Consider the following 8,764-nt stretch of genomic DNA (forward strand, 5'->3'; position numbering starts at 1 on the left):
TGGGCGCGTTATAGTGCTGGGGCTGTCGGGGGAACCCGATCGACACCTGCGCGGGTGGCGGAATTGGTAGACGCGCTAGCTTGAGGTGCTAGTGCCCGATTAAGGGCGTGGAGGTTCAAGTCCTCTCTCGCGCACGATGGCCAAGTCCTTTGGGACTTGGCCATTTGCATCTTCACAAGGGGTTTTACCTCACTGCCGCAAGTGCACGAGTTGGCAGACCATGGGCTTGGATACGCCCTCATTCCCCACATACTTCCCACGAAATGATGAGCGCACTCCATTTTGCGCTAGCCAGTTAGCGTTTCAGCTAGCACCTGCGCGGTGCGTCGCAGCGTCTCCGCAGGGATGTCCCCCCGAATGCTGCGAAGCCTGACGGGTTCGGACCGCTGCCCCGCGCGATTCAGCACACCGGCATCACGGTCCCGGATCTGGAGGTGGCCACTCACTTCTTCACCGAAGGATTGGGCGCCGAGGTCGCCTATGACGGGTTGAGCGACGCCGACGAGCCCCGGAGCGGTGATCAGGTCGAACGACAGCTCGGACTTCCCCGGGGTGCCGCGATCCACAAACAGCGGTTCTTCGTCATTGGAGGGGGACCAGGACTGGAGGTCTTTGAGATCTCCGGTGAGCAGCGCCCCGCGTCCGGCCTGGCCGACTTCGGCCTGAACCACATCAGCTTCTACTGCGACGACCTGGACGGCGCGATCAGGCGTCTGGTCGCGGCCGGGGGCACCAAGCTCGACGAGGTGCACGACAACTCTCGCCACGAGGATTCCCCCGGCAATGACTCGATCTACGTCAAGGCACCCTGGGGCATGCTCGTCGAGCTGCAGACGATCCCGAACGGTCACTACGACACCGTCGCGGAAGTGTGGATGCCGGAGAGACGCTGAGCTGCCGACGCGGTCCGGAAGCGCCTTCGCTGCCTGACAGAAGGGCTGATGGATCGGAACGGCCTACGAGCCCATCATCACCAGCTGATGCTCGGCCGTTCATGCATCTGTTGGAGGACGCCATATTACGTTCCCTGACAGTACTGTGATCGACGGGCCCGTCACGGCCACGTGGCAGGGCCGGAACAAGCCTCACCGGGCGGATAGGGAGTGGTCGCCGGAACAGATCGCAGAGCGTCTACCGATCGAGTTCCCGAATGATGAGTCCATGCGGATAAGAGGTGAAGAAGGAATTGTTGCGGTGCGCCTGATGCTTGGTCAGCAGCCGCAACTGGCCCGGACCCCGAGATCCACCGTTTGCGAAGCCGTCGAAGATGCGGCGTACGAGCGTGGGTTGGCCGTGATGGTGTGCAACAGCTCGGACGACCCGGAGCGCGAGCGCCGGTACGTCCGCAGCCTGGACGCATCGCGGAGCGGGCGCCACGAGCCGACATTTCCCCTTGCCAACGGCATGTTCCGCGCCCCGACTGCGAGCTTCAGGTCCTCTCTCGCGCACGATGGCCAAGTCCTTCGCCGCTTGGCCATTTGCATGTCTACAAGGGGTTTTGCTCACTGCCCCCGTGCACGAGTGGGCACGAACAGGCTTGGTTACGCACTTCGTCGCTGCTCCTGCGAAGCTCTCCACCGGCGGGAAGACCCGAGACGTTCCGTCGCCCGGTCGGCCACCACTCGTCTCGCCGGCGTGCACCCGAGCGTCACCCGCGGACCTACGGCACGGTGGCGGGCGGCGGAGCGGCCGTGGGTGCGGAGACGTGGGCGTCGACGGTGGCCTGCGAGACGGTCGCCCCCACGAGAACCGTGGAGCCGACTTGCGCGGCGGTGATGAAGGCGAAGGCCCACGGGATGCCGAACGCCTCGCCGATCGCGCCGCCGAGGAGCGCCCCGAGCGGCATCGCCCCGAACGAGAGACCCGGCCAGCGCCCGTCACCATCCCGAGGCGCCGAGCGGGCACCATGCGCGGGCGCAGCGACTGCGTCACCACGTTGCCCATGGGCCCCACGATCCCGCTGATCACGGCCATTGCGAGGACGCCCGGCACAGAGGGCCACGCGAGGAGAATCAGCGGGGCGAGCGCCGCAGCGCCCCACGCGGGATGAAGACGGACGGGTCGAAGTCCTTGATGCCCTCGGCCATCTTGTCGTAGAGGCCGAAGTAGATGAGGAAGTTGGACGGGCTCATGCCGGGCACGATCACGCCGAGGCCGATCAGGGCGCCGGAGCCGAGCCACACCGGGATGCTGGGCGGCACCTGAAGGTTCAGGCCGCCGCCGGCCAGCATGATCGCGAAGATGACCGCGACCGAGACGGCGAGGATGACCCAGTGTTTGGCGGCGCGACCCTTCTTGCCGGCCTGGCGCCAAAGGCTGGGGAACGTGCCGATGACGAAGCCGATGAACAGGCAGACGAACGCCGCCTCGTAGCGTCCGAACGCGGCGGCGACCACGATCGAGAACAGGACGACGCCGATGATGCCGCCGATACCGACGGGCAGAAAGTACTTCACCTGGCGCACGAAGTTCTTGAGGGGGTTGGCCAAGAACTTGATCAGCGGGTCGTAGATCTTGAAGATCACGGCCAGCACGCCGCCGGACAGGCCGGGGAGGATGAAGCCGATGCCCACGGCGATGCCCTTGAGCAGCCGGACCAGCCACGCGGCCTCGCTGTCGGGGGCGTAGAGATCGGTCGCGTCGGGGGCGTCGGGGCGGATCGGGGTGTCGTCGGTCGTCATGCTTCTCTCCCGGTGGGGGGAGTGGTCCGCCGTTCAGGCTACCGTGGGCGGGTGGATGCCTCCGAACCGGTTGCCGCGGGCGACGCCCCGGACGATCCCACCGCCCCGTCGGTGGGGGTGGGGCCCCACCCACAGCCCTGGCCGGAGGATCCGCGGCTCGACCCCGAACTGCTCGCCGCCGGCGACCGCCGCAACGTGCTCGACGAGTACCGCTACTGGCGCCTCGAGGCGATCGTGGCCGACCTCGACACCCGGCGCGCGCCCCTGCACGTGGCGATCCAGAACTGGGAGCACGACTTCAACATCGGCTCGGTCGTGCGGACGGCGAACGCCTTCAACGTGGCCGGGGTGCACATCCTCGGACGCCGGCGCTGGAACCGCCGCGGGGCGATGGTCACCGACCGGTACCTGCACGTCCACCACCACGAGACCGTCGCGGGCTTCGTCTCGTGGCTGGCCGAGCGGGGGATCACGCCCGTCGGCGTGGACAACCTGCCGGGGTCGGTCCCGCTCGAGACTGCCACGCTCCCGCGTGACTGCTGCGTCGTGTTCGGCTCCGAGGGGCCGGGCCTCACCGACGAGGTCGTCGCTGCCTGCGAGAGCGTGGTCGCCATCACCCAGTACGGCTCGACCCGCTCCATGAACGCCGGCGCCGCTGCTGCGATCGCGATGTACCACTGGGCGCTGCAGCACGCCGAGGGTAAGCCCTAGCAGCCCGAAGCGCAGCTGGGGACGCGCTGGACACACGAGCCGTTCTGGGAACAGTCCGCTGCCTTCTCGCTACAGAACGCGTTTCATCACTCAGCCAGGCCGGTGACCCTCGAGGTAGCGCAGCACCGCGAGCACCCGCCGATGGTCGTGCGTCGTCGCCGTGGTCAGGCCCAGCTTGCCGAGGATTCGAGCGATATGGGTCTCGACCGTGCGCTCGGCAATGACCACGCGGGCGGCGATCCCCGTGTTCGTCAACCCTTCGGCCATCAGGGCCAGCACTTCGTGTTCGCGCGGGGTGAGCGAGGCCAGACCCGGGCCGCCGCCGACCATGAGCCGTGCCACCACCTCGGGGTCGAGCGCCGACCCACCGTGGGCGACCCGGTCGAGGGCGTCGAGGAACTGGGTGACGTCGAGGACGCGGTCCTTGAGCAAGTAGCCGAAGTGGCCGCCGGCCACCAGGTCGACCGACAGCCGCGACTCCACGTGTTGCGACAGCAGCAGCACCCCGATCTCCGGTCGCTCCCACCGAACCCGCGCCGCGACCCGGGCGCCGTCGTCGGCGTGGTCGGGCGGCATCCGGACGTCGAGGATCGCGACATCGGGGCCGTACTCGAGCACCGCGGCCAACGCACTCGGGGCGTCGTGGGCGTCCGCGACGACGTCGTGGCCCACCTCGGTGAGCAGAGACCTCAGCCCGGCACGAAACAGCGCCGAGTCCTCGCCGATCACGATGCGCACGGGATGACCGCCTCGAGCGAGGTGCCGCCACGCGGCTCGGAGGACACGGTCAGCCGGCCACCCACGGCGTTGACCCGATCGCTGAGCATCGCCAGCCCTGAGCCGGGTGTGAGGCGTGCCCCCCCGCGCCCGTCGTCGCGCACGGCGACGTGGACGATCGATTCCTCCTGCCGCACGTGGACGGCTACGCGGGACGCGGTGGCGTGCTTGACGGCGTTGGCGACGCCTTCGCTCGCGACGTAGTAGGCGGTGAGGCTCACGTGGTCGGGCAATTCGTCGGCCGAGCACGTGATGTCAAGGGGCAGGGCGCAGGAGCGGGTCAGACTCTCCAGGGCCGGAGCCAACCCGTCGTCCAGACAGCTCGGACGCAACCCGTGGGCGATCTGGCGCAGTTCGGCCACGGCCAGTGCCAGCTCGCCCACCGCCCCGTCGACCAGTGCGTCGAGGTTCGGGGCGTCACCACCGTCTGCCCGGTGCTGGGCCACCCGCAGACGCATGCCGAGGGAGACGAGCCTCTGCTGGGCGCCGTCGTGCAAGTCCATCTCGAGACGGCGCCGCTCCTCGTACCCGGCGCTGAGCAGGCGCCGACGACTGGCCTCGACCGCCGACAGCGCCTCGGACAGCTCGCCACGAAGGCGCACCGACTCGGCGAGGAGGCCGGCCTCACGGGCGACCTCTTCCGGGATACCGGCGGCCCCGTCCCCGGCTCGGATCACCCCGACGACGTTGCGGGCCAGCGTGATCGGAATGCTGCCCTCGGCGGGCACGGACCGTTGGTCGACGTCGACGAAATCCGTGCTGCCAGGGCGCTGGTAACCGACCCGCAGGCCGGGATCGCGCAGCACCTGGCGCAGCACCTCCTCGAGCCGCTCGGGTTGGTCCGCGCCCGCGTGAACGGCCGCCACGAGCGACCGGACCGCCGCGACCCCGCATTCGCGCCGCGGGTGCAGGCGGCGGCCGAGCACCCGCAACAGGATGGACCGGGCCGGAAGCAGCGCAATCATGACGATGACCGTCGAGATCACCGCGGCGGTTGCCGAGTCGCCGCCCAGCGCGCGCCCGATCACCGCCGACAGCACGCCATACGACGCCACCACCCCGAAGGCGAGGGTCGAGTACGCTGCCGTGGCCACGAGGGCCCTGTCGACGTCGTAGAGGTCGTGGCGCAGCATGGCGATGAGCGTGGCCGTCGGGATGGCGACGTTCATCGCGACGAGGCCACCGAGGGCGAAGATCGGGGTGCCGGTGAGCAGGTAGCCGGCCCAACAGAGCAGGATCGTGGCCGGGACGCTCAGGCAGGAGAGGAACATCCAGCGCAGTCGCGATCGCTGGAGGTCGGTGCCCGCCGCCCGGTACCGCCGCCGGGTCGACAGGGCCGCGGCGACCAGAGCGGCGTAGAACGCGATGAGCACGGGAATGCTGGCGTAGCCGATCCAGTGGGTGCCGAACGGTCGGGGCCAGTCGGGCAGGGGAGGTGTCAGGGGCCCGGGGGCGATCGCGAGCAGAAGGTTGAACGCGACGACGAGGGCGGGCAGGGCGATGGCGGTGCGCCGCCCCCAGGTGTCGGCTGGACGGCCGTCGGGGAACAGGAGCAGCACCATCGCGAAGGGGAGGAACCACCCCATCCAGATGCCCTGGGTGAGGTTCAGGAGCTCCGCGCTGGCCGCGAGGCCGCTCGGCGCGTCGGCCAGCGCCTCGGCCCAGGTGCCGTGGGCCATCTGCAGGATGATGTTGGCCCCTGCTGCGGTCAGCCAGGGCCCCACCCAGTTCGACGGATCGTGACGTGTCACGAGGTGTCCGGCGGTGAACGGAATGGCCGAGCAGAGGATCGACCCGCCGACGACCCACGCGTCGGCCGGGTGGCCCTTGTCACGAACGGCGAGGAACGCCAGCACGAGCAGCGCCGCGGAGGCGGCCCAGAGTCCGTACGTCGCGCGCCGGGGCCAGGTCATGATTCAGGCTAAACCGCGAAGGAGTGCCACGCCATCCGTGCCACCACGCACCCACCACCACACAGATGAGGTGCAGTGGCTCCTCGGACGACGCGGGAATGCTCTCGGCGCGACAGTGGGACGACATCACACCCCACCTCAGGAGGACATCAGCCATGAGCGCCATCGAGCACCCCACCCAACCCATCGACGGCGCGACGTCGCCAGCCGTGCCGACCACCCCGGATGCCGCACCCCGCGACCTGCGCCGAACCTGGCGACGCCTCGCCGCGGCATCCCTGATCCTTGGCCCCCTCGGCGTGACCCTGATCCGGGCCGTCATGCCGTACTGGACGAACGATTCGACGGCCGAGATGGTCGCCGGCATGGCGGCGGCACCGGGCCGCGCGGCCGCCATGACCTGGCTCGGTCTCGCCACCACCCCGTTCCTCCTGCTGAGCGCCCTGGCGATGGGATTCGTCGCCCGCCGCCGGGCCCCGGTCATCGCGACGTGGGGAGCGGGCGTGCTCTTCGGCGCCTACGCCCTCGGCAGCGCCGTCAGTGCGCCCGACATCCTCGTCGAGGCGTTCGTGGCGAGGGGCGACGACCCGGCAGCCATAGCGGCAGACGCCGCGCTGCTGATGGACGCCCCCGCCATGCTGACCGGTGCCCTCACCTTCGTCGTGGGCCACCTCATCGGCATGGTGCTCGTCGCCATCGCGGTGGTCCGAGCCCGCGTCGTCGCCTGGTGGGTGGGTGCCCTCATCGCCGTGGCGCAGCCGATCCACGTGGTCTCGGCCGTCATCGTGCCCAACCAGATGCTCGACGTCGCCTTCGGCTGGGGAGCGACCACACTCGGGTACGCGCTCGTCGCCTGGGCCGTGCTGCGCACGAGCGACGACGAATGGGACCTGCCGCCTCTCAAGCGCTGACCTTGGAGCGTCGGCGTCCGAGTGGCTCACGCTCGACGACCTCGTCGCCCGCACCGAGGCCGGCCACGTCGCGATGGTGCCGCCCACCCGCACCCTGGTCGACGAGCTCCACCGGCTGGGCTCGATCGACGCCGCCCTGGCCGTGGCCGGGGCGTCCGGACCGATCGAGCCGGTTCGGCACAACGTCAGCGGCCCGCGGCCACGCCGTGCGCCATGATGGGGCCATGCCGCGTTCCCTGAGACAAGAACCGTGCCGGGACCTCTGCGACTGGCGGCCCACCGGGGACGTCCGCGACGGCGACCTCGTGTTCGCCTGCGCGGGCTGCACCTCCGAATGGGTGCGCAGCGAGGGCTGGACGCCGCGCAACCTCGACGGGTCGATCGCCGACGCCGTCACCGAGGAGCTGGCCCGCTGACTCAGGGTGGGCTGGCGGTCGGCGATGCCGAACGTGATGGTCTGCATCGTGTGCAGCATGCCCCAGCCGACGAACCGGTCGGTGAACGGCGCGGCCAGCCGCCCGAGGACGCCGTAGGTGCGGCGCCCGCTCGTCCGGACGATGTCGGCCCCGCCGGGCGCGGGGGTGACCTCGAACCGGTCGTAGGTGAGGCGTTGACCGGCGTACTGGGTGTCGAGGGCGGTGTGCGTCCACGTGACGATGCGGGTGTCGCCCACGGTCTCGGTGTCCACGGCGAGCTGGACGGTGAGCACGCGCCCGCCCTTGTCGTGCCGGACGCGCAGGCCACCGTCGGACGCCGTCGCCTTCGTGGGGTCGTACGCCCACACCGGGGGCAGCCCGGGGTCGGCCAGGGACTCGGCGACCAGGTCGACCGGCGCCGACACGTAGCGGCGGACGCGCTGCGCCCGGCCCTGGGCGGGCAGCAGGGTGGTGTCGAGCGGGACGCGCTCGGTCGAGTACGGGTCGTCGGCCCCCTCCTTCAGCTCGGGGACCAGGTCCTGGGGAGTGACCCCGTCGGCGGCGACGAGGCGGCGGACGGTGCCGCTCGGCTCCTTGAGCAGCGTGACGAGCACCTCGTAGGTGTCGGTCATGCGGAGCTCCTTGAGCGTGGCGTCCGCGCGCGGCGTGGCCTGCCAGGCGGGGTCGCCGAGCTGCATCAGGTGGATGGGGGAGGGCAGGTCCGCGACGTCGACGCCGAGGGTGGCCAGGTCGAGGGCGAGGGCCTCCCAGACGGGGTGCAGGCGTGGCGACGCATGGCCTCGGCGACCTGCGCCTTGGACTGGCTGCTCGGCCCGGAGACGACCAAGCAGGCACCTCCGGCGAAGGCGTCGTCGGCCATGCGCAGGGTGGGGGCGAGCGCGCCGGTGCGGCCAGTCTCGAGTGCGCCCAGCATGCTCCCCATCGTGTCGAAGCTCACCTGCTGGTTGAGCAGCAATCCGTGTTCGTCGGCCATCGCGAAGCCGGCGCCATCGGTAACTGTGGTTCCCCCAGATCGTGGAGGGCTTGCGGCTACGCGGCGTCCGGGACGGGCGCTGCGGTGGACTGCTCGTAGTTGACCGGTGACATCATGCCAGCCGCGCTGTGCCGGCGTTGGTGGTTGTAGAACCCGTAGGCCCAGTCGATGACCACGGCCCGGGCCTGAGCCCGGGTGTCGAACTCCTGCCGGGACAGGACCTCCCACTCCAGGGAGGAGAAGAACGCCTCGGCGGCGGCGTTGTCGAAGCACGACCCGACCCGGCCCATCGACTGGCGGATCCCCAGGTCAGCGCAGAGCCGGATGAACGAGGTCGCCGTGTAGGTCGAGCCCCGGTCGG

The 8,764-nt window shown here is 70.1% G+C and carries 10 protein-coding genes and 1 tRNA gene; 4 read left to right on the plus strand and 7 right to left on the minus strand.

Annotation, left to right across the window (positions count from 1 at the left end; translation table 11 throughout):
* Positions 1-48 precede the first annotated feature (48 nt).
* Positions 49-134 (plus strand) — tRNA-Leu (locus tag Q1K57_RS00105).
* Between the two features lie 264 nt (positions 135-398).
* The gene (locus Q1K57_RS00110; protein WP_300077421.1) at positions 399-893 is read left to right on the plus strand and encodes a VOC family protein; all 495 of its coding nucleotides are present in this window, start codon (positions 399-401) and stop codon (positions 891-893) included.
* A 767-nt stretch (positions 894-1,660) separates the two neighbouring features.
* Here the strand turns inward: Q1K57_RS00110 and Q1K57_RS00115 are convergent.
* Positions 1,661-1,846, minus strand: coding sequence for a hypothetical protein (locus tag Q1K57_RS00115; RefSeq protein WP_300077427.1), 186 nt, complete (start codon positions 1,844-1,846; stop codon positions 1,661-1,663).
* A 166-nt stretch (positions 1,847-2,012) separates the two neighbouring features.
* Positions 2,013-2,681, minus strand: a complete 669-nt coding sequence (locus tag Q1K57_RS00120; protein ID WP_300077400.1) for a DUF368 domain-containing protein — start codon at positions 2,679-2,681, stop codon at positions 2,013-2,015.
* A 111-nt stretch (positions 2,682-2,792) separates the two neighbouring features.
* Between Q1K57_RS00120 and Q1K57_RS00125 the strand changes: the two genes are divergently transcribed.
* Positions 2,793-3,392, plus strand: a complete 600-nt coding sequence (locus Q1K57_RS00125) for an RNA methyltransferase (protein WP_300077424.1) — start codon at positions 2,793-2,795, stop codon at positions 3,390-3,392.
* A 90-nt stretch (positions 3,393-3,482) separates the two neighbouring features.
* Here the strand turns inward: Q1K57_RS00125 and Q1K57_RS00130 are convergent, their stop codons facing one another.
* Both Q1K57_RS00130 and Q1K57_RS00135 read right to left on the minus strand, forming a co-directional pair.
* Positions 3,483-4,130: a response regulator transcription factor gene (locus tag Q1K57_RS00130; protein ID WP_300077403.1), complete on the minus strand. Its 648-nt coding sequence runs from the start codon at positions 4,128-4,130 to the stop codon at positions 3,483-3,485.
* A complete protein-coding gene (locus tag Q1K57_RS00135) occupies positions 4,118-6,082 on the minus strand; it encodes a histidine kinase (protein ID WP_300077406.1) in 1,965 nt (654 codons plus the stop codon). The genes Q1K57_RS00130 and Q1K57_RS00135 overlap by 13 nt, the downstream gene beginning before the upstream one ends.
* A gap of 155 nt (positions 6,083-6,237) precedes the next feature.
* Between Q1K57_RS00135 and Q1K57_RS00140 the strand changes: the two genes are divergently transcribed.
* Positions 6,238-6,993 (plus strand): hypothetical protein, encoded by a 756-nt coding sequence (locus Q1K57_RS00140; protein ID WP_300077409.1) that lies wholly within the window; start codon positions 6,238-6,240, stop codon positions 6,991-6,993.
* Here Q1K57_RS00140 and Q1K57_RS00145 read toward each other — a convergent pair.
* The 3 genes from Q1K57_RS00145 to Q1K57_RS00155 form a co-directional block, all read right to left on the minus strand.
* Positions 6,983-8,107 (minus strand): hypothetical protein, encoded by a 1,125-nt coding sequence (locus tag Q1K57_RS00145; protein ID WP_300077412.1) that lies wholly within the window; start codon positions 8,105-8,107, stop codon positions 6,983-6,985. The two genes, Q1K57_RS00140 and Q1K57_RS00145, sit on opposite strands and share 11 nt — an antisense overlap.
* The gene (locus Q1K57_RS00150; RefSeq protein ID WP_300077415.1) at positions 8,107-8,403 is read right to left on the minus strand and encodes a hypothetical protein; all 297 of its coding nucleotides are present in this window, start codon (positions 8,401-8,403) and stop codon (positions 8,107-8,109) included. The genes Q1K57_RS00145 and Q1K57_RS00150 overlap by 1 nt, the downstream gene beginning before the upstream one ends.
* A 56-nt stretch (positions 8,404-8,459) precedes the next feature.
* Positions 8,460-8,764 (minus strand): integrase core domain-containing protein (locus Q1K57_RS00155; protein ID WP_300077418.1); only part of this gene is annotated, 305 nt, incomplete at its 5' end.

This window comes from Propioniciclava sp. (genome assembly GCF_029977985.1).
In the GTDB taxonomy this organism is placed as follows: domain Bacteria; phylum Actinomycetota; class Actinomycetes; order Propionibacteriales; family Propionibacteriaceae; genus Propioniciclava.

Bases quoted from the DNA above. Each gene is read 5' to 3' on its own strand.
- Q1K57_RS00145 (WP_300077412.1), bottom strand. From the start codon at position 8,107: ATGCAGCTCGGCGACCCCGCCTGGCAGGCCACGCCGCGCGCGGACGCC.
- Q1K57_RS00115 (WP_300077427.1), bottom strand. From the start codon at position 1,846: ATGCCGCTCGGGGCGCTCCTCGGCGGCGCGATCGGCGAGGCGTTCGGC.
- Q1K57_RS00135 (WP_300077406.1), bottom strand. From the start codon at position 6,082: ATGACCTGGCCCCGGCGCGCGACGTACGGACTCTGGGCCGCCTCCGCG.
- Q1K57_RS00140 (WP_300077409.1), top strand. From the start codon at position 6,238: ATGAGCGCCATCGAGCACCCCACCCAACCCATCGACGGCGCGACGTCG.
- Q1K57_RS00150 (WP_300077415.1), bottom strand. From the start codon at position 8,403: ATGGCCGACGAACACGGATTGCTGCTCAACCAGCAGGTGAGCTTCGAC.
- Q1K57_RS00120 (WP_300077400.1), bottom strand. From the start codon at position 2,681: ATGACGACCGACGACACCCCGATCCGCCCCGACGCCCCCGACGCGACC.